Below are 19,576 nucleotides of genomic sequence, written 5' to 3' on the forward strand. Positions count from 1 at the left end.
GATCCAACCGGCACATCTCTGCGATCGTGTCTGGATCCGTTCGTTAGAGCCCGCGACTACGTTTTACCTGACAGCGGACAAACTGCGATCGACCCAGAGCCGCAGATGGCCAGTAAAATACACGTCCCGCCAGATGCCTTGACTGCAATTCTGGATCAGGCGCCAGGCCTGAGGGACTACCCCATTAGGCTTCCCGGACATCGACCTTGCCAATCAAGCGGCGCTTGAAATCAGTCTTCAGCCCTTAAAGTTGCTTGTTCCAGCCGATTGGTTGCGTTGCCGGGGGCGCCGCCATGACAGACGCCCTTTCATCACCGGCCGCCAAGGAGATGGCAAAGAGATGGATAGTCGGCCGGGTGGTCGCTATCGATCGCGGCCTGGGACCGGCTCAGCGGCCGTCGATGTTGCGGAAGGCCCGCCGCACGCGCGACTGAACCAAGGCCTCCCGGCAAGAAAGCCGGCGTCGGGCGGGCTCACGACGGTCTTTCCGGCCGGGTCGCTGCATCCAATGGAGGCCGCCGGCCTATTGCAGTGGAGCGTCGACCGGGAATGGTGGTGCGTGACGAGCCTCTCAGCGCTCCCCACCCGTCGATCCGGGATGCGGCGTCTTCTCCCGCGGGGCGGTCGCGCGATCATGTTGCGAGATGGCGAGGGCCGCGAGCACTGTCCGATTGCTGATTTCAAGTTTTTGGAAGATGTTGTGAAGGTGCACCTTGATCGTGCCGTCGGTGGTGTTCAAGCGCCGCCCGATTTCCTTGTTCGACAATCCTTCGGAGACCAGGCGCATGATCTGACGCTCGCGTTCCGTCAGAGCTGTCAGCCCGTTCTCCGAATTCGTGCCCTGCTCGCGCGACGCGATCGACTCGGATGGGGTCGATGGCAGCACGTTGTGACCATTGGCGATGTGCCGCAACGACTCCACCAGAGCCTCCGAATCGGTATCTCTCAGGATGATGCTACAGGTCACGGGCGTGGCCGAGAACACCAACTCGCAATCTTCGCTCGCGACGAAGAACACCAAATGCGTCGAACGATTTTCTGAATTGACCGTCGAAAGAATTTTCGCGGCGGCGAGCTCGGGCATTGCGGGATCGACAATCGCCATATCGGGCGCCAGGCGCCGGATCGCTTCGATGCAGCTGGCGGCGTCGTTACAGGATGCAACGATATTGAAATCGGCTACGGCACCGAGCACCTTGCTCAGCCCCTCCAAGACCACCGGATGCCGGTCTGCAATGACTACACTGATACGTCGCATTGGGCGCTCCTCAGCCAGTCCCCCCCAACATAAACTCCGCGCACCTTCTTCTGTTTCACCCACACCATATAGCATACACGCAATGTTGGAATCGCAGCACAATACTTAGGTTAATCCACGCCCAGATCTGTTCGCTTCCCGGATCTTCACGCAGCAATGCAACGCGAATGCCCGTAAGACTCCGGTGATCTGACGGGGCCGAGCAAGCACCCGTGCCTATCCAGTCCGCCTAACGGCGTAATCCTCAACGTTGCAGACCTTCGATATTTCCGCAACGTTCAATATATACCTCGCCGTTAACTCGCTCGCAGAATGCGATCGCTCAGACGCTGCATCGACGATTAAATACAACCAATAAATCTTTCAATGTCGAATGAACATCGTCACCTAATTCACGCAGAGGCTGCGCCAGAAGGCGGTTTTTTGTCCCGCAATTACACGGGCATACGCAGTCCCGCGTCTATAACCAACGGTATATAGGGCGATCGCAAATTCGCATCTAACATTCATAAAAGCTTAAGCACGATGGATGGCTCGAAATCCACCAACGAGACGAGGCAAAGAACGCCAGACCAGAACGGAGGAACACGATCGAGGTAGCTCAATATACCAAAAAACCACAAGTCATATCAGTTCAACCGCCCATCGCTGTTGTGTCATTGCGTAGTAGGCTGGAGGGTAAAATGAGGAGGCGGCAGTCTTGCGAGACCGTTCTTATTGGAAAGAACGTTTTGATTAGAGAAGGTATTGCTAAAATCCTGCACGCGGCAAATTTTCACATCCCGGCCTCGGTATCGAGCCCCGAGGAATTGCCGAACTCACTTCAAGCAGAGAAATTGATGTTCCTCATCGTCCATACCGGCGATGGCTTCAATGTCGCGATAGAACAAATCGGATTTGTGAAAGATCGGTACCCGGACGCGCGCATCGCGATCGTGTCCGACAATTATCGGCCAGTCGATCTTGCCTCAGCATTTCGAGCAGGGGCCAACGGATACTTCGTGAACGTCAATTCGTGCGACGCGTTCATCAAATCCGTCGAGCTCGTGACGATGGGCGAGACCGTCTTCCCGCCTGCATTCCTGTCATTCGCCCTTGATGCCGGTCGCGATCGCGAGCCAGAAACGGCAGAACCCGGCGAATGCAGACAAACCATCCTCGCTGCTGCAGACGAAGCAATCTTGCCGCAGCTCTCTCCACGAGAAAAAGCAATCCTATCCTGCCTGATCGAAGGCGATTCCAACAAGTGCGTTGCCAGGAAAATCAATATCGCCGAGGCCACCGTGAAGGTTCACGTCAAGGCGATCCTGCGCAAGATCCGGGTCCAGAACCGGACACAGGCGGCGATCTGGGGAATGAACCATGGGTCGCTGGTACGGGCAGCAACCGGTCGCGCCCCCTCAGCCGTCGATGCAGGCAGAGGGATTGCCAAGCCTCTCGAGGTGATCTCCGAAATGGAGCAGCTCAACGAGCCGGCTCCGTTGGTTCCCCACTCTAGTCACGTCGCGATACCCCCTATCGACGGCCTACTCCACAAGGCCGTGGACCGCGGGACTCGTGCCGCGGTACGGCTCTACAAGTAGACGCTGGGATTCAAACGGCTGCCGTCGCTCGAACGGTCAGATCGCGGAGTAATAGCTGCAACGCTTTCGTCGACTCCGCGACCTCCAGGCGACCGGCAGCCCGTTTTCTGCTGCCCTTGCATGAGTGTCCACCCGAGATTGCGTGGACGCTCTCCTCGAGAGGACGACACGTAGGCATATGCCTGCGGGAGCCGGCTCTTATCGCTCCCGCAGCGATTCCTTCCTGTATCTCGCCAGCGGCGAGAGAAGGTAGCTGATGATGCGGCGCGCGCCGGTCTTGATCTCGACCGTCACCGGCCAAGCCGGGGCCGAGCTTGACAAGCTTGACCTCGGCCGCTTTCAGCGACACCCCGCGGAGCGCAGCCGTCCCGCGATCTTGCTGCCAAGACCGTGCCAATCGGTTGGTCCTGAATTGGTGAGGTGGACTATCTCTTTTGCGCGCGCAAAGGCACCGGGCAGGTCGGCCTCGCCTTTCCTCAAGATCTCGACGACGGTCGACGCGGTGGTGCGCACGGTGATCAGCATTCCCCACCGATCTGCGGCCACGCGCACCGACTCGCGCTCGCTGGCGAGCCGGATCACGGGTGCGCATGAAGTTCGCGCCTTACGCTCGGGTGGTGAACACCCATGCGGCCAATTTTGACTCGCTGCCGGGCGCCGAGGGCAATCCGCGTTACTCCGACGGCCCAAAATCATGCCGATCGCTCGATCGACTGTCCTGGCGAATTAATGACCATCGTCACTACCCATTTATTGCCAATTCCCATCCAGTGACCCGGAGCGTACTGATTCAGCCGGAGATGAGCGAGCGGGTCGTAGAGTGCAATGGGTTACGCGTTTTTCACCGACTTGCCGGCGTCCACCAAGCTTCCCGCAGATTTGGTCGGCGGCGGTAAGGTGGCCGCAGCAATCGTCGCTAGGGGCCGGTTAGTCGGCTCGCCAGTTACCGCTCGTCAGTTACCCATGGCGGCTTCTTTTTTTGCAGCCATCGTCCATTGTGGCTTGATGCTGCTTTGCGCGGCTCCGGCCAAGCACCTCATTCCAGAAGGGGTAGTTGCAATGCCTATCGACGCGCGACTCGGTCTGCTGCCTCGTCCGCCAACCGACCTTCTCATCAGTAAATCGCGACACACATCAATTTGAGCACCGTCGCGGAGCCTCAACTACCAGCGCTGGTACAAAAATGCTGCAGACCAATAGCACCGACAATTGGATAAATCGCGACAATCCGGCGCCTGAATTTCGTCCAGGTCCGGTCGTGTCGCTGGCAGAAGTGCTGGCCGTGCTGGCCTTCATACAACGACATCTATTGATCACATTGCTGGCATGTTCTGCGGCGCTTGGCGTTGCTATACTTTACCTCGTCATCGTGGTGCCGACATTCACCGCCAAGGCGCAACTCATCGTAAACTCGAAAGGGGTGGACGCTGCGGCGGTGTCAACGGTCGTGGAAACTCAGATCGGAATCATCAAGTCTGAGGGCATCGCTAACGCCGTCATCGAGAAGCTCGGCCTTGCTCAAGACCCGGAATTTGCGACCAGCCAAGGCATGGTATCCCGGCTGCTCGGCTGGGCTAGAGGGGAGACCAAAGTTGGTGGCGCGCGCTATGCCTTGGAATCGTTCGAACGCAAGTTTTCGGCCAAGCGTCTTGGCCCTACGTTTCTTATCGAGATCGCCTTCGACTCCAGAGATCCTAATCGAGCGGCGCAGATCCTAAACGCTGTTGCTGAAAAGTATATTTCCCGCCAAATGGACGCCGCTTTCCTAGACGAGACATGGGTTAAGAAGCGATCGAACGAATTGAGCACTCAAGCATTGGCTGCCCAAAAGGCATTGGAGGATAGTAAGAATAGGAAAGAGCCAGCGGATTCCACTGCCACCATCGATAAATTGGCAGCCGCTGCAGAATCATCCAAAAACGCCTATGATAATTTTCGCCACATGGTGCGTAAGATGGAGGCCACGCAACAACAATCCTCACCGGGCTTTGACGCGAGTCTCGTCACCGGCGCATCGCCTCCTTTGAGGGCCAGTTCGCCAAGACCTAGAGGCGTGGTTGTGATAGCGATCGTTGGAGGGCTGCTTCTTGGAATCGCGATGGGACTCCTGCGCGATCTGTATGATCGCATTCGAACCAGCGAGCAGAAAGCTCGTCCGGGCGCAGAGGATGGCAGGATCGAGCGATCTCTTCCGGACGAGCTTCGACCAGATCATCAATTTGAAGCATCGGTAAAGGCAACGTCAGTGCGCCTCACGGGTTCGGGGTGAAGGCGACCTTCACCGACAATCGGCATGCTCCGAGCGGTGGAGCCCCGCGTTTTACTGAGGGAATCGGCAAGTTCGTCCGCACGCTCGTGAAGGACTCGGCCGCAATCACCGTATCGCCGTGAGGAAATGAAATCTCCAGAAGGTCCGTATTGCCCTCTGCTTAGGCGACAGCGACCGGATCGATTACGTCAGCAAGGCCAGGCGAACCATGTGGGAATCCCGCGGTATCAGGCACGATCTCGGAAGATGCGATCGTCAGCGCCTCCGTGAGCACTTTTCCTTTGCTCCACTACGCAGGAAGTACGAAAGCCTGCTGGAGCACGCCGCACTCAGGAGGCGCGCACGCGGCATGAGATCGGGGATTCGCCGCAAGGCAGGATTTCTCGCGGCTGCGGGGCTGTTCGACTATGCTCTGCAGCTGGGGGTGCCTATCATCCTGGTCCGCCACCTGACCACGCAGCAGTTCGGCGACTACCGCCTGGCGTGGCTCGTCGTCGAAACAGGGTTGATCCTCTTTCCCCTGTTCCTGCCGCAGTCTCTATTCTATTTCCTGTCGCGCGCCGCTCCCGGAACCCGCCCAAAGCTGGTGGGCAACACGTTCGCTAGTCTCTTCGCTCTTGGGGGGCTCGCGACTCTGTTGCTCTTAGCGCTGATGCCGGTCTTGCCGAGTTCGATCGCAGGCCTCCAGCGTCACTCCCCCCTCGTTCAGATTTGCGTCGGCACCTGGATATTGGCGTCGATTCTTGATCACCTGCCGACGGCAGACGGAAAGGCGGAGTGGGGAGCCTTAGCAACGATCGGGTTTGCGTTAGCCCGGACAGCGGCATTGGGAGGTGCGGCAGTCGCATTTGGCGATGTCGGGTGGCTTCTGGTGGTGTTGTGCGGCCTGGCCTTGCTGAAAGTCGGGTTAGCCGTGTCGTATGCCCTGTTTGCTGCGCAGGAACGGGGTCTCGGATTCGACCGCCAGTTGGCCCGCATGCAATTGGAGTATTCGCTGCCCTTTGCGATGGCCAGCGGCTTTTTCGCCTTGCGCGCGCAGGCCGGTCAATGGGTCGTAGCAGCGAATTTTCCGAGCTCCGCCTTTGCACTCATCTCGATTGCATCGGTGGTCATGGCGGTCGGTACGTTGACCCGCGGGCCTCTGTGTTATGCGCTTCTGCCCAATATCAGTTCCCTGGTGGCCGAGGGTAACTTTGACGGCGCCCGCAAGCTGATATTGAGAGCGAATCTGCTGCTGGGATGCATGGTGCTGCCAGCCTTCGGGTTGGTGATAGCGACCGCGGACGACCTTGTGGAACTAATCTATACACGCGAGTATATCGGGGCAGTGCCGCTCATGCAGATTTATTCGTTGGGACAGATCGTAACTGTATTCGGAGCCAGCTGGCTGCTTTGGGCGTTTGGATTCGGCCGACTGGCCGCGACGATCGGCGCGATATCGCTTTTGCTCTCAGTTGCCTTGAGCATCCTTGGTGTCCAGTTATTCGGCCTCGCCGGTGCGGTAGCAGGAACCATCGCCGGTCTCGTTGTTTGGGAGTGGTGGGCGTTGATCAAGGTCGCCAAGGCGCTCGGAACCAGCATCGCTAAATTGATACCGTTGGATCAGACTTTGAAAATCGCCTTTGTGGTTGCGGTCGGTGTGCTGGTCACTCACATCGTCTCCTCCGAGCTAGACACATCCGTTTTTCTGCGGCTTGTGGCGAAGTCTTCGGCTTTTATGACGACTGTGCTGCTTGGGTTCGTGCTCACGAAGGTCCATCACACCGTGATAGCTCTCGTTCGCGGCGCGAGTGAAGAAGCGCCTTCAGGAGCGCATGACAATACTAACGCAGCACACGGACTCAGTCGCCTAGCCGACCCGGATCATCTTCGGTAGGCCGACTTCCCGTAACCCTCCGGGAGGGCCGGTGAGGGCCGCGATGTAGCTTGGACTCGCAAAGGCGGTGACACAAGTCACCCTTCAGCAGTTTGCCGCAAATGATTCAGCGATCTGTTGGTCTGAGCTTCTCCTGTGATCGAGAATGGGTAACCCGAAAGGTCGAGCCGCGGACCGATCCAAAATACTATGCTGCTAGGGTCTGAGTTTGAATGCCATGCGTTGACGTCCTCATTAGGGAGCTCTTTTCAAGCATGTGCGGAATTTCCGGTATCTGGGAGCGTAATGGTTGCCGCCTGCAAGATCTGAAAAGGCGGGCGTCTGCAATGACGCAAACCCTGAGCCACCGCGGACCGGACGACAGCGGCGTTTGGTTAAGCGAGCAAGCCAGCATTGCCTTCGGGCAGCGTCGCCTGGCAATTATCGATTTGTCCCCAATGGGACATCAACCAATGGTCTCGGCCAGCGGCCAATATGCCATTACGTTCAACGGTGAAATATATAATTTTCGAGAACTGCGGGCCGAACTGGAGCGATGCGGAGTTCGGTTTCGTGGGAATTCAGACACAGAAGTTATTGTCGAAGGATTCGCCCAATGGGGAGTCAAATCGACCATCGCCCGCCTGAATGGGATGTTCGCAATTGCAGCGTGGGACGCCGGAGAACGTCAACTATTCCTGGCTCGTGATCGAATGGGCGAAAAGCCGCTCTATTGGACGATTTTCGATGGACTAGTTTTGTTTGGATCAGAATTGAAGGCGCTGCGCGCTCATCCCGGTTGGAAACCAAGTCTCAATCGTGGAGCGATCGCCGCCTTTCTTCAGCATAGTTACGTGCCGAGTCCATTCACGATCTATGAAGATGTCTACAAACTGCCGCCCGCCGGGTTCGTCAAAATTGCGAGCGCCGGCGGCCCCGAAGTGGGCGCGTACTGGGACTTGGCCGGTGTTGTTTCGCAGGGGCAAAGCAATCCGCTTCAAGCCGACGAAGAGGGACTGGTCGATGAACTCGAGGCGTTGCTGCATGATGCAGTATCGCGCCGCATGATAGCGGATGTTCCGCTTGGCGCTTTTTTGTCGGGCGGCTATGACTCATCGACCGTCGCTGCGTTGATGCAGAACGCTTCTCTGAGACCGGTCAAAACGTTTACCATCAGCTTTGAGAACCCGACATTCGATGAGTCGAAACACGCTGAGGCTGTCGCGCGACATCTTGGGACCGACCATACGACATTTCCCGTTAGTGGGGCTGACGCTCTCGATGTGGTGCCGAAATTGGCCGAGATGTATGACGAGCCATTCGCCGACTCCTCCCAGATTCCGACCCATATTGTTTCCGCATTGACGCGAAAACATGTCACGGTGGCTCTGTCAGGAGATGGTGGAGACGAATTGTTTTCCGGGTACGGACGGTATCAATCGACGGCGAACTTTTGGCGACCGCGCGCGAAGATTCCGCTTGCGCTCCGCCGCCTCGTGTCTTCAAGCATTTGCGCTGTGCCGCCTAGCACTTACAACAGCATAGCCCGCTATGTACCACACTTTCGACGCGTGCCACGTGTTGGCCAAAAAGCCCATCGGTTGGCGCAAATCCTCTCGATGTCATCGATCAATTCCGTCTACTATCAAGTTCTCTCGCAGAACCAAGACAATCTTGTAAAGGGATCACAAGAGGTGCGGACCGCCTGCTGGGGTCGGAACCTCGAGATCCTCTTGCCAGAGCCAGTGGACCGTATGCGCTACCTGGACATGTGCACGTATCTACCTGATGACATCCTGACTAAGGTTGATCGAGCCTCCATGGCCGTCGCTCTTGAGGTGCGTGTTCCGTTCCTCGACCATCGTTTGGTTGAATGGGTCTGGAAGCTGCCGTCATTTCACAACGCGCGTGCCCGGCGCCCCAAGCACTTGCTCCGGCGTGTTCTTGCCCGCCACGTGCCTGATCATTTGGTCGAGCGCCCGAAAATGGGGTTCGGGATCCCGCTCGCAGATTGGTTGCGCGGTCCGTTACGGAATTGGGCCGAGGACCTGATGGACGAAGCTTGCCTGAGCGCTGGTGAGATTTTTCACGTCGAGGCCATCCGCTCGCTCTGGGCCGAATTCTTGAACGGAGATACTGAGCGAGATTTCCTCATTTGGAATATTCTGATGTTTCAGGCGTGGCATCGTCGGTGGGGCGATGCTTCGGTGGCGGACACCGAAACACGACGCCTAGCATCGCTTTTGGATTGAAGATATGGCGATGACACCTTTGTCGTTCTTGCCGAAACGGCAGCGGGGGGCGTCTGTTCGCGAAGACGCCGTTACCGAACAATAATATCCGCAAGGTGGCTTTGATCAGCGCTAGGTCGCCGATCGCGAGAGAGCATCGCAGCGAAGGGTGGACCGCAGCCACAGCTCCATATCTCCACCAGCTGATTATCGCGCCGTTGGTAAGCGCCGCCATGCACCGTCGAGCCCGCTTCGCCGTTGGAGCCGAGCACCAGCACGCCGCCTTCATGCAACGCGTCCCGCAAATTGGCTATTGCATGAGTCAACTGAGCCGGAGAGAAGTAGCTTGGATTGAGAACATTCATGGCCCGCACCACGTGATAGCGGTCGACCGGCGGCGAAAAAATATCATAGTTCTTGATCTGAAAGTTGGCGCAGCTATCGAGATATTTTCGCGCCTCGCTGCACAGGAGCAGGATATGGTCCCGAACCAAGGCCTCATCACCTGCGCGCGCCGCATCGAGCACAGACATGGCCCGAGCCCGCCAAAACGAACGCAACAAGTGATTGACAGGATAAAGCCAACTTTCTGTACGTGCCAAATTCAGCACAAATGGCGGCCGCACTAGCTGCAGTGGGACGTCGTTCTCGTCGACCACGACACTTAGCCGCGCCTCCGGAAACGATAGTCTGGTGACACGCAGGCAGAGATCGCTCGCCAGGAAATCAAGCCCGCCGAAATGCGCCGACAGGACCCGATAGAAATCACAGGCCGTCCGCCCATCGGACACGGCAACATCGTGGACGCTGAGCCGTGCATCTGAGGGGAAACGCCGCTCCAATATGCTTAGCACCTCGCGGTCGAATGCCCCAAAACGCTGGCGGCTCGTGCGCTTGTAAGCGCCATTGGTAATAGGAAACAAATTCAGCACTGCCGCCTGCAGAGCCTCATCACCCGAGCGGCCACGGCGCGCCAATGCTTCGTAAAGCGCAATGTCGCAAAGCCGGTGAAAAAAGCGTCGCGTCTGCGCCACGCGTCCTAGTCCGGAGCGATCTAGTTCTTCGAGCGTGCAAATGCCGTGTTTGAGCATCCCCTGCCCTCCAAAACGAGCCTAGCGCGGCGAGCACGATGAGCTCCAAGAGTGAACAATATCTATCCTCAAATGAGAGGCCAGCTCGTGGCGCACGAAATCACGGTGGCATTTGGGGCATGAAATCACGCTATGGGCGTCTATACCATTTCCCGACCGGCTGGTCTCGTCCCCTCCCGTGATCGAGAATAGGTAATCCCAAAGGGTCAAGCCGCGGAGCGGTTCAAGAGACTATGCTGCCAGCGTGTGAGCTTGGCCGCCCATGCGTAGACGTCTCTCAACAGGGAGCTCTTTCCAAGGATGTTCGTAATTTCTGGTATTCGGGAGCGTAGTGGTTGCAGTCTGCAAGACGTGGAAAGGCGCACATCCGCAAGGACGCAAAGCCTGAGTCACCACGGGCCAGACGACGACGTCTGGTCGAGCCACTGTGCCTTTGGTGGAGAACCGCCGATGCGTATCCTGACAATCTCAAATGCACATCCTAGGACATACGGGCACATCTACTCGAAAGTCGCCGAACTGCTATTCATCTTGCGGTCCCATCAACCTCGGGGTGTCAGGTGCGAATTCTCTCGATAGATTTCTCCATTCCTTATCTATTGAAAGATGATGACTATCCGATCGGTGGCTGGGCAGTCCAACTTTCACTATGGCTTCGCGCGCTTGAAAGCGCCGGTCACGAAGCCGCTCTCCTCACCTGGAAAGGTGCTTTGGCCCATGTAGGTTCGGGCCAGCAAATCAAACTTATCGAAACCTATGATCCCGCCCGTGGAGTGCGGGTTGCGAAGTGGTTCTACTCATACATTCCCAAGGTGTTGGCAGCCGCCCGCGCGTATCGTCCCGATATCATCATCCAGGGCGCACGTGGGGCGGGCACCGCCATCATGGCTTTCGTCGCGGACCAACTAAGGGTTCCGTTCGTTCACCGCGTTGTCAGCGACGGAGACGTCGATGAACGATACAAAACCGGGCTTCGACACTATGAATGGTTATCCTATTCTTGGGCTCGGCATCGAACAGCCGCGTTCCTCTGTCAAAATGACTATCAACGCGAAAAATTGGCAGAGCTTTTTCCGGGCAAACCCATTCACGTTATTCATAATGCAATTGCCGTAGCGGAGGACGCGGCCACTCCTCTGCCGCGCACGGAACGCAGATATGTCGCCTGGCTTGGTGTCTTCCGTCATGGAAAGAACCTGCCATTGCTGCTTCGAATCGCCCAGGACCATCCAGAGGTCAAATTCCGCGTGGCAGGGATGCCGGAGAGAGATACTGATCAATCGACGCTAAACGCCGTGAATAGCCTGCGCCATCTGCCAAACGTGGAACTGGTTGGCTGTGTCCGGCGGGCAGACGTTCAAAACTTTCTGGCAGAAGCGACGATGCTTCTCAGCACATCGGATGTCGAGGGCTTTTCGAACACGTTCCTGGAGGCTTTGGCTACCGGCACCCCTGTTGTCGCCCGGCGATCTGTCGACCCAGATCTGATCGTTCTGCGCCATGCTCTTGGCGCATCGGCTGAAAACGAGTTGGCGCTTTCCAAATCCGTGAGCGCAATCTGGGACATGACCGCAGACGAATACAACGCCGTCGCGATGCGATGTCAGATCTATGTTAAGGCCAATCACTCGCCGACGGCAAAAGCTCGCGAGTTAATTGCGGCTTTGAAGCCCCTCTTAGATAAGTCGAAATACCCAGGGCAACGACGTTGAACTGGTCCCGCTCAAGTGAAACTATCATGGCGTTCTGCGCTCCGGGGCGCGCCCCCATCGGCTACGAGGACTGTATCCGCCACCCGCGCCCAAGACTGCTGCTGCTAGTGGACGGTTAGAGTAGGGCACAATTCCGATAGGTCGAGATGAGTACATCTCTGAGCAATAGCGCCCGAGCGCCTTATCATCCCGCGCTGCCAGGTTCAATCGCGCAAGCTGGCACCTTTTTCTTTCTGTCATTCGTTTTCATATGGCCATTCCAGCGCGTACCATTTCTAACAGACAATTTGTTCGGCGTCCAAGGGCTCAAACCCTTCAACTTGTTATCAGCCATAGTCCTGGCTTATCTGGTTTTCGACACTGCGCCGCTACACGCGACCGACAAGATCGAACGAACATCCATCAGAATATTTCTCCTGTACTTCGTAATTCTTACCATCGCCCTCATTCGTTCAGTTCCAAACGCTCCCCTTCTGCATAGTCGCTTCCCTGATTCATTTCCGGATTCCTATTTCGACTTTGTACTATCGAACTGCATTGTGCCGATCTTTTATACTCTATCCTTCCTGTTTGTCCTCAAGCGTATGCGGTCCTTTCAGGAGCTCGAAAAGATCACGACGGTGATCTGCTTTTCGATGTTCTTGCTATCAATCGTTTTCGTCACGCTCGTCCTGACGAATCCATCCGTTAGCGGTGTGTCCGAGCTGGTTCCGGCTAGCCGGGACAAGATGACCGAATTCTGCGAAACCTATTTTGGGGTCCACTACAATACGATCGGAACGATATACATTTGCGCTGCGCCCTTGTTGCTCTATCGAGCTCTTATGCGCAATGCTCTCTGGATCGCCCCCCTGTGTCTATCGCTCCTTGCGGTTCTTCTCCTCGAGTCTCGCGGCGCGCTTGTCACCGTAGCAGCTTCGTTGTGCCTGTTTCTGATCCTGCGGCGCAGGTTTGCCATTTTATTGGTTGGCGCCGCGGCGGCTGGCGTCACATCGCTCGTGTGGATCGGACCAACCGTTCAAGCACTTCTTTCGGTCGGGCTTGATAGCGACTCCGGCGTCTCGGCCGATGGCTTGCTGACGGGCCGCGTTGATTACGTTTGGGCGCCGCTGCTGAATGAATGGACCAGCAATATCGGCCTGCTCCTGTTTGGCGCCGGTCGCTACGGAATCGGGACGAGCCAACTGTGGGACACAGGAACCCTGTATCAGGCCAACCAAGCGCACAACGCAATCATCAACTTCTTTCTTGACTGCGGGGTGATTCTAACCGGCGCGCTTCTAATTTTCCTCCTCCTTGGAGCAGCTACCGCTTGGCGAGTTGGGCGATGGTTGAATAGTGACCTATATTGGGCCCTGTTCGTCTGTCTATTTGGTTGTGGAATTAGCATGGCGACTCAGAGCGACATCCTACCAACAATTCAAAACATGTATGCTTTTCCGATCATTGCCATGATGATCAACTTGGCGCGGCTGCGCCATCTGGATGGCATCACGGACGATCCAAAAACACGGAATAATGGAAAGATCGAAAATACGCCGATAGCGTTAGTGGCAAGAAACAAGCGAAAATAGGAATGCCATGATGATGGTCTCTCAGATGGATCCGATGCGGGCACACCACTACAAGGTAGAAGTTGGGCTCGCAGAGCGGTTGCGTAATTCCTCCCGAGCTGAGCGAAAGCATGTTTACCGCGCGGTGTACGAAGAGTTGCTTCGCGAGGTGCCGTACCACCCGCAACTTGTGTTTAAGAGCCAGGAGTCTGTGAATCGGGCCGAGTTGCAGGGGCTGCTCGCGACGCTCCGCCCATTCCTCAATCCCGACACAGTATATGCGGAGATCGGAGCTGGCGACTGCGCGCTCACGATGCTCGTTGCGCCGCACGTGCGGAAGGCCTACGCGATCGACGTCTCCGCGACGGTGACGCACGGCGCAAACGCGCCGAATCTCGAAGTCGTGCTCTCCGACGGCGTCAGCATTCCGTTAAAGGCGACGTTGATCTTCTCGAACCAGCTGATGGAGCACCTCCATCCGGATGACGCGCGCGACCAGCTCGCGAACGTGTTCGCCGCGCTGGAGCCCGGCGGCAAATACTTCTGTATCACGCCGAACCGTATGAGCGGTCCGCACGACGTCTCGCGCGGCATCGATGAAGTGGCGCGCGGTTTTCACCTGCGCGAGTACACGAACCGCGAACTAGCGAGCCTATTGCGCTCAGTGGGCTTCGCGCGCGTGCAGGCTTTCGTGCGCATCCGCGAGTTCCAAACGAGGCTGCCGCTCGGCGTCGTGACCGCGCTCGAAACCGTCGTCGGGTGGTTGCCGCGGAGCCTTGGATGGCGCGCTTCGAACCTGCCGATCCTACGCCATATCCTCGATGTCCAGCTCATCGCGACGCGTCGCTGACCACACATCTCGCGGCACGCTGCTTTACGCCAAAGGTCACGATACGCCCTGCGCCACAGCCGCTCCCTGCCGGCCGCCGCGATGAAGGCGAGACAGCCACAATCGCGTGCCGGCGCCCGACATGATCAGTGGAACGATTTTTGCTCACCGCGCGCTACGTTAGAGCCTGTGATACTGACGATACCATTTCGCGAACCGTGCAACACCCTCGTCGATTGACGTCGACGGGCGAAAGCCGATGTCGCGTTCGAGCTCGGCAGTATCCGCGTAGGTTGCTTCGACATCCCCCGGCTGCATCGAAAGCATCTCCTTGATCGCCGCCCTGCCGAACTCCTTCTCCAGCAGCGAGACCACATGCATCAGATCTTCGGGACGGTTGTTGCCGACGTTGTAGATTTTCCAGGGGGCGCTGCTGCTTGCGGGATCCGCAGGCGCGGCCGGCCCGCCCTGGGGCGGACGGTCAATCAGGCGTATGACGGCCTGGCTCACGTCATCGACGTAGGTGAAGTCGCGCCGCATTTTTCCATGATTAAACAACTTGATCGGTTCGCCGGCAAGGATTGCCTTGGCAAAAATGAACATTGCCATGTCCGGGCGCCCCCAGGGACCATAGACAGTGAAGAACCGCAGGCCGGTCGCTGGAATACGATAGAGATGGCTGTAGGCATGCGCCATCAGCTCGTTGGCTTTCTTCGAGGCGGCATAGAGACTAATCGGATGGTCGACATTGTCCCGTACCGAAAAGGGTAGCTTCGTATTCGCGCCGTACACTGACGATGAGGACGCGAAAACGAGATGCCGGCACCTATTGTGACGACAGCCCTCCAGCACGTTGATGAACCCATCGAGATTCGCATCGACGTAGGCGTGCGGATTCTGCAGTGAATAGCGGACGCCGGCTTGAGCAGCGAGATGAATCACGATTGGGAATCGATGCTGTTCGAAAAGTGCTGATGATGCCGCACGATCGGCCAGATCATGCTTCACGAAACTGAACTTCGGATGGCGCTTGAGAAGCTCGATCCGCGCTTCCTTCAGCTTGGGATCGTAGTAGGCATTGACACTGTCAACACCGACCACCTCGCGACCATCAGCCAAGAGCTGTCGAGCAACATGAAAGCCAATGAAGCCCGCAGCCCCGGTCACCAGTACTTTGTCGTTGTGCATCTTATCTCCGGGTCAGAGCCGCCACAGGTCGATAACGGCGGGCTTTGCGGCACGATCGAGCTTTGCCTTGACGTCGAGCACGAGGCCCGAGCCGTCGCGCAGCAGGCCCTGAACGAACGGCCAACCACCGTCGACATAGGACTGATGGGCGACGGCGAAAACAAGGGCGTCTGCCGGTTTCAGCGCGTGCAGTTCGGTCAATGTCACGCCATACTCATGGCGGGCATCGGCAGCGTTCGCCAGCGGATCATGGATCTGCACCGTGAGCCCGAAAGACTGAAGCTCGCGAACGATGTCGACGACGCGGGAGTTGCGCGTGTCAGGAACGTCTTCCTTGAAGGTCAGCCCGAGGATGGTCACGATCCCATTCTGGGCCTTGCGGCGTAATAGCCCACGAACACATTCGCGCGCCACGCGCTGACCCATGCCATCGTTGATGCGCCGCCCGGCAAGAATGACCTCGGGATGATAGCCGGCCTTTTCGGCGCGATAGGTTAGGTAATAGGGATCGACACCGATACAGTGGCCGCCGACAAGTCCCGGCTGGAACGGCATGAAATTCCATTTGGTCCGCGCCGCAGCGAGGACGTCGTCAGTATCGATATTAAGCGCGTGGAAGATCAACGACAGCTCGTTCATGAAGGCGATATTCAGATCGCGCTGTGTATTCTCGATGACTTTTGCAGCTTCTGCTACGCGGATCGAGGGAGCACGGTGAATGCCGGCGCTGACCACAGATCCATAGACATCCGCCACGATCTCAAGCGTTCTGGCATCTTGTGCCGAGACCACCTTGGTAATCGTTTCGAAGCGGTGCTGCTTGTCGCCGGGATTGATCCGCTCGGGCGAATAGGCGACGGTAAAATCTACTCCAGCCTTCAGGTGAGAGTTTTGCTCAAGAACCGGCACGCAGTCGTCCTCCACGGCGCCCGGATACACGGTTGATTCATAAACGACGATATCGCCCCTCTTGAGCACCCCGGCGACCGATCGCGACGCCGCTATCATCGCGCGCAAGTCCGGATTCCGAGCCTCGTCGATCGGAGTTGGCACTGTGACGATGAAGAAATCGGCCTTCACCATTCCGGCCGGGTCCGCGGTAAAACGTAGCGTTTCCTGGCTCAAAGCACTGCTATCAACCTCACGGGTCCGGTCCATTCCCTCTCTGAGTTCTGCGACACGTCGCCGATCCACGTCGAATCCAACAACCGGAACTCCGGAACGCGCGAACGACACAGCCACGGGCAACCCCACGTAACCGAGCCCAATCACCGCTATTTTTCGGCCGTGCGTCATGATTCGTGTCCAGGCGTCCACGCCGAACGAACAGTTACGTGGGCGACATCCAATCCATCGAAGACGGATTGGAGCCGGCGCAGTTGAATTCTGCGCCCTCCCGATGCGACAAGGACCTCGTTGGACACAATCTCACTCCAGCACTGGTACAACGCCGCGCGAGCTGCCGATCCATCCGCAAAGCCACCAAGGCCATGCTTGATAAGCGCCAGCAGAAAGCGCGCGCTATCAATTCTCCCTCCAACAAGTCGGCACGAGATACCGAGGGACGAAAATTGACCGTAACGCTACATTAATAGCAAAACCCCTGGTGCGGGCTTACCAATCAGGATTACCTAAATCGTGAGACGGGGTGTCGTAGATAACTGGCACATCAAAATGGGCTGGATGCTTCCGAAGCCCGCGATCGCTACGAACTCGTCCAGAAATGCGGCCCTTTTCGACGCGGTTCGACATGTAGCGCCGGGCCAGAACAGACTTCCTTGCGCGTCGCTCCCTTGTCATGCATTGGGGAGCGATCTACGTCAGGCGGCAGCCCAGCATCCGGGAGCATTTCTGGCGATGCAATGCGCGCTCTCAGCCTGATCACCGCCGCTCAGCGAGCGGCACCCATCTCGTCACCTTCGCCAATAGCCGGAAGGGCGGTCCGTCACTCTACTGCTCGCGCTGAGAAAGTGCTAGGTTACCTTCGTGTTACACAGGCTTGATCCTTGAGGGGGCGGTACATGCGACGGCGTGATCTTCTTACCGGATTGTTGGCCACGACAACGTCGAGCGCCCTTCCGACCGCTGGTCTGTCGATGCCCCCCATCAATGATGAGACCAATGCGCTGGCAACCATGACGCCGGTCCCGAGCGCGTCGTGGCTGACGGCCGCGGATACCCTGATTTCCTCGCTGAAGACTGCCGGGGTCTGGCAGACACTGGACCTCTTCTATTGTTTGGCCGCGCCCAGCTCGACCGCCTGCACCTACAACTGGGTCAACATGACGAGCGGACGCCTGACCGCCAACGGCAAACTGACCTACAGCGCCAATGCCTGCGTGGCCAGCGACGGTTCGACCGGCTATTTTTCCACGACGTTCGACGTCAACTCAAGCAAGGCGCAGGATGGTGACGCCGAGTATGGATTCTTTACGCTGAACGAATGTACGACCGACAATATCTCGCCATTTCAGACGACTGGCGGAAAGCATTATATGGCGCTGCAAGCGAACAGTGCAGGCGCCGCGATTGCCAACCTGTCCGCTGCACTCAACACTTCGACAGCGGCATCATTCTCCAGCCTATGGGGTTCGACCGTAGGTCATTGGGTCATTCAACAGAATGATACCACGGCGCAGTTGCAGGCCTTTGTCGATGGTTCATCGCTTGGCACGAGCACTCAGACGCACAGCGCGGATAGCGGGGCCGTGCAGTTATTCAGGAGCGCAAGCGGCTCATTTACGACGCGGCAGGTCGCCTTTGTGCATTACGGTTCGAAGCTGACCGCTCCGCAACAGCTGGCGCTGAGCAAGGCACTCTATACTTTCCTGACGGCGATCGGTGTGCGACCGATGGCGGGTACCCCGGGGTTGAATACTGGCCCGACCAACGTCGCCCCCTACAAGCACTGTGCCACTTTTTCAGGGACTGATTATCCGATTTCGCCCTCACTCCCCGCTCCTGCTGGCAGCTTTCAGGGACGAGCCGGCGCTTATCCCTACGCCATGATCAAGGTTAACGATCCCAACTATAATTCCATCATCAGACTGGAGGCCCACGCCGGGGATCGCCCGTCATTCGATCGCACCACCATCACGCGGGTGCAAATAAATACGGCGAATCTTGTTGCGATCCCATGGCAGACGACCTGCGACTTTGCGTTCTCGTTCTTTATCGAGAACGGGACAGTTTTTGATACCGGCTTCTGTGATCTAGCCAACCTGCACGACCAGACAAGAGGCGTGAACTGCGGACCGACTCATGCGATTGATCCCGCCACCGGGAATTTCCTCGTGTGGTACTTTGTCAACGGGATTCACTACAACATCTATCCAGTCGTAACCAGTGCTGCATGCGCGAAAGGAGTATGGCATCATGTCAGGACAACCTACAGACTCGACAATAGTCCGAACGGGTTCTGTCAGGCTTGGTTCGATGGCGTGCAGGTTCTGAATGCGACGGGCATTCAATTTGGCGCTTCCACAGGTGCACCGTTCTGGTGGAATATCACCGGTCTTTACCAGGGTGTGACCGGCGCTGGGCCGACCGCCGTCTGGTACGCCAACCTTGAGTTCGATATCTCGGGCACACAGCCGTTTGCGTCGCGCATCTTCAGCCCGTTGCCTGTGCCACCGCTGACATGATCGCTCAAGAAAGCAACGGTCATGGACCAATGTCTTGTGGCTGCAGGTGTGCCGATCTGACAAGGAGATCGCGCGGCGTGCTGGCGAGGACGAAGTATCGCGCAGACTGATGACCTTTCCCGGTATCGTGCCCCAGCTCCGCCACCGCGATCGCCGCCGTGGCACCGCCGGTCGAGAGGGCCGCGACTTTGCCGAGACGATCGTGACTGCGCCGGCAACGGGCGCGCGCCCGTCCACAAGGAAGGGTGAAAGGCGATAGGGGTAATCCAAAAGGGTCCGCGCGGGCGTGAGTTTTGGACGACAGGGCTCGCGCACACGGGGCTGATTTCGGATATCGTTTTCTGGTCCGCCCAAACCCTTCGT

Annotated in this window: 13 protein-coding genes; 8 read left to right on the plus strand and 5 right to left on the minus strand. The window is 57.5% G+C overall.

Annotation, left to right across the window (positions count from 1 at the left end):
- Positions 1–571 precede the first annotated feature (571 nt).
- The gene (locus AAFG50_RS31345) at positions 572–1,258 is read right to left on the minus strand and encodes a response regulator transcription factor (RefSeq protein ID WP_049832586.1); all 687 of its coding nucleotides are present in this window, start codon (positions 1,256–1,258) and stop codon (positions 572–574) included.
- Positions 1,259–1,941: 683 nt separating this feature from the next.
- Here AAFG50_RS31345 and AAFG50_RS31350 point away from each other — a divergent pair.
- On the plus strand, positions 1,942–2,841 hold the full coding sequence (locus AAFG50_RS31350) for a response regulator transcription factor (protein ID WP_039185734.1): 900 nt from the start codon (positions 1,942–1,944) through the stop codon (positions 2,839–2,841).
- Positions 2,842–3,180: 339 nt separating this feature from the next.
- Here AAFG50_RS31350 and AAFG50_RS31355 read toward each other — a convergent pair whose 3' ends face one another.
- Positions 3,181–3,423 (minus strand): sugar nucleotide-binding protein, encoded by a 243-nt coding sequence (locus AAFG50_RS31355; protein ID WP_028175724.1) that lies wholly within the window; start codon positions 3,421–3,423, stop codon positions 3,181–3,183.
- 601 nt (positions 3,424–4,024) lie between these two features.
- Between AAFG50_RS31355 and AAFG50_RS31360 the strand changes: the two genes are divergently transcribed.
- From AAFG50_RS31360 to asnB, 3 genes are all read left to right on the plus strand, one after another.
- Positions 4,025–5,110: a Wzz/FepE/Etk N-terminal domain-containing protein gene (locus AAFG50_RS31360; RefSeq protein WP_080668269.1), complete on the plus strand. Its 1,086-nt coding sequence runs from the start codon at positions 4,025–4,027 to the stop codon at positions 5,108–5,110.
- Positions 5,111–5,459: 349 nt separating this feature from the next.
- Positions 5,460–6,986: a lipopolysaccharide biosynthesis protein gene (locus AAFG50_RS31365; RefSeq protein ID WP_131234237.1), complete on the plus strand. Its 1,527-nt coding sequence runs from the start codon at positions 5,460–5,462 to the stop codon at positions 6,984–6,986.
- A gap of 254 nt (positions 6,987–7,240) precedes the next feature.
- Complete coding sequence (gene asnB / locus AAFG50_RS31370; RefSeq protein ID WP_049832593.1) at positions 7,241–9,217, plus strand: asparagine synthase (glutamine-hydrolyzing); 1,977 nt, start codon at positions 7,241–7,243, stop codon at positions 9,215–9,217.
- A 71-nt stretch (positions 9,218–9,288) separates the two neighbouring features.
- Here the strand turns inward: asnB and AAFG50_RS31375 are convergent, their stop codons facing one another.
- Positions 9,289–10,287, minus strand: coding sequence for a hypothetical protein (locus AAFG50_RS31375; protein WP_074076710.1), 999 nt, complete (start codon positions 10,285–10,287; stop codon positions 9,289–9,291).
- A 560-nt stretch (positions 10,288–10,847) separates the two neighbouring features.
- Here AAFG50_RS31375 and AAFG50_RS31380 point away from each other — a divergent pair.
- From AAFG50_RS31380 to AAFG50_RS31390, 3 genes are all read left to right on the plus strand, one after another.
- Entirely contained in the window at positions 10,848–11,999 is a 1,152-nt protein-coding gene (locus AAFG50_RS31380) for a glycosyltransferase family 4 protein (RefSeq protein ID WP_080668270.1), read from the plus strand.
- 146 nt (positions 12,000–12,145) lie between these two features.
- Positions 12,146–13,573: a hypothetical protein gene (locus AAFG50_RS31385; RefSeq protein ID WP_342714024.1), complete on the plus strand. Its 1,428-nt coding sequence runs from the start codon at positions 12,146–12,148 to the stop codon at positions 13,571–13,573.
- Positions 13,574–13,580: 7 nt separating this feature from the next.
- Positions 13,581–14,402, plus strand: coding sequence for a class I SAM-dependent methyltransferase (locus tag AAFG50_RS31390; RefSeq protein WP_063623033.1), 822 nt, complete (start codon positions 13,581–13,583; stop codon positions 14,400–14,402).
- A 159-nt stretch (positions 14,403–14,561) separates the two neighbouring features.
- On the opposite strand, the gene AAFG50_RS31395 is transcribed toward AAFG50_RS31390, so the two are convergent.
- Together AAFG50_RS31395 and AAFG50_RS31400 are read right to left on the minus strand one after the other, a co-directional pair.
- Positions 14,562–15,569, minus strand: coding sequence for an NAD-dependent epimerase (locus AAFG50_RS31395; RefSeq protein WP_028175729.1), 1,008 nt, complete (start codon positions 15,567–15,569; stop codon positions 14,562–14,564).
- Between the two features lie 12 nt (positions 15,570–15,581).
- On the minus strand, positions 15,582–16,865 hold the full coding sequence (locus tag AAFG50_RS31400) for a nucleotide sugar dehydrogenase (protein ID WP_028175730.1): 1,284 nt from the start codon (positions 16,863–16,865) through the stop codon (positions 15,582–15,584).
- Positions 16,866–17,590: 725 nt separating this feature from the next.
- Between AAFG50_RS31400 and AAFG50_RS31405 the strand changes: the two genes are divergently transcribed.
- A complete protein-coding gene (locus tag AAFG50_RS31405; RefSeq protein WP_131234239.1) occupies positions 17,591–19,213 on the plus strand; it encodes a heparin lyase I family protein in 1,623 nt (540 codons plus the stop codon).
- Positions 19,214–19,576: the final 363 nt, after the last annotated feature.

This window comes from Bradyrhizobium sp. B039 (genome assembly GCF_038965675.1).
Taxonomy (GTDB): domain Bacteria; phylum Pseudomonadota; class Alphaproteobacteria; order Rhizobiales; family Xanthobacteraceae; genus Bradyrhizobium; species Bradyrhizobium diazoefficiens.